Origin of the sequence: Dietzia sp. CW19, assembly GCF_014145265.1 — a bacterium.
Classification (GTDB): Bacteria; Actinomycetota; Actinomycetes; order Mycobacteriales; family Mycobacteriaceae; genus Dietzia; species Dietzia natronolimnaea.
Map to the genome: position 1 here is coordinate 1 of NZ_JAALEE010000279.1, position 646 is coordinate 646.

1 protein-coding gene is annotated in these 646 nt (G+C 72.1%); it reads right to left on the reverse strand.

Translation table 11 applies throughout. The features are described 5' to 3' along the window. Nucleotides 1–37 precede the first annotated feature (37 nt). A partial coding sequence (locus G6021_RS09045) for a uracil-DNA glycosylase (protein WP_182639793.1) occupies nucleotides 38–646 on the reverse strand: 609 nt, incomplete at its 5' end.

A 646-nucleotide genomic window follows, 5' to 3' on the forward strand; every position in this document is an offset into this window, starting at 1 on the left:
AGCGCACCCCGCGCTTCGGTGGGGCCTGAGCGTGCCTCTACGTCTGCTCCGGCATCTCCGGCAGTCGCCAGTCGACGGGGTCCACGCCGAGTCGGTGCAGTTCGTCATTCGCGCGGCTGAACGGCCGGGAGCCGAAGAACCCTCGCGAGGCCGACAGGGGTGAGGGATGGGCGGAGGCGATGACCGGGGTGTCGCCGAGCATCGGCGCCAGGGACTGTGCCTGGCGGCCCCAGAGAATCGCCACCAGCGGACGGCCGCGCTCCACCAGCGCCTCGATCGCGCGCCCGGTGACCTCCTCCCACCCCTTCCGTCGGTGAGAGGCCGGCTGCCCCGGCGTCACCGTGAGGACCCGGTTGAGCAGGAGGATCCCGCTGCCGGCCCAGGAGCTCAGGTCGCCGTGCCGGGGGGCCGGCAGCCCCAGATCGTCGGAGTACTCGCGGTAGATGTTGACCAGGCTCCGTGGCAGGGGGCGGACGTGGCCGTCCACGGCGAAGCTCAGGCCGACGGCGTGCCCGGGCGTCGGATACGGATCCTGACCCACGATCAGCACGCGGACGTCGTCGAACGGCTGGGTGAAGGCGCGCAGGATCCGTTCACCCTCCGGCAGGTATCCGCGGCCCGCGACTTCCTCCGCGCGGAGGAAGTC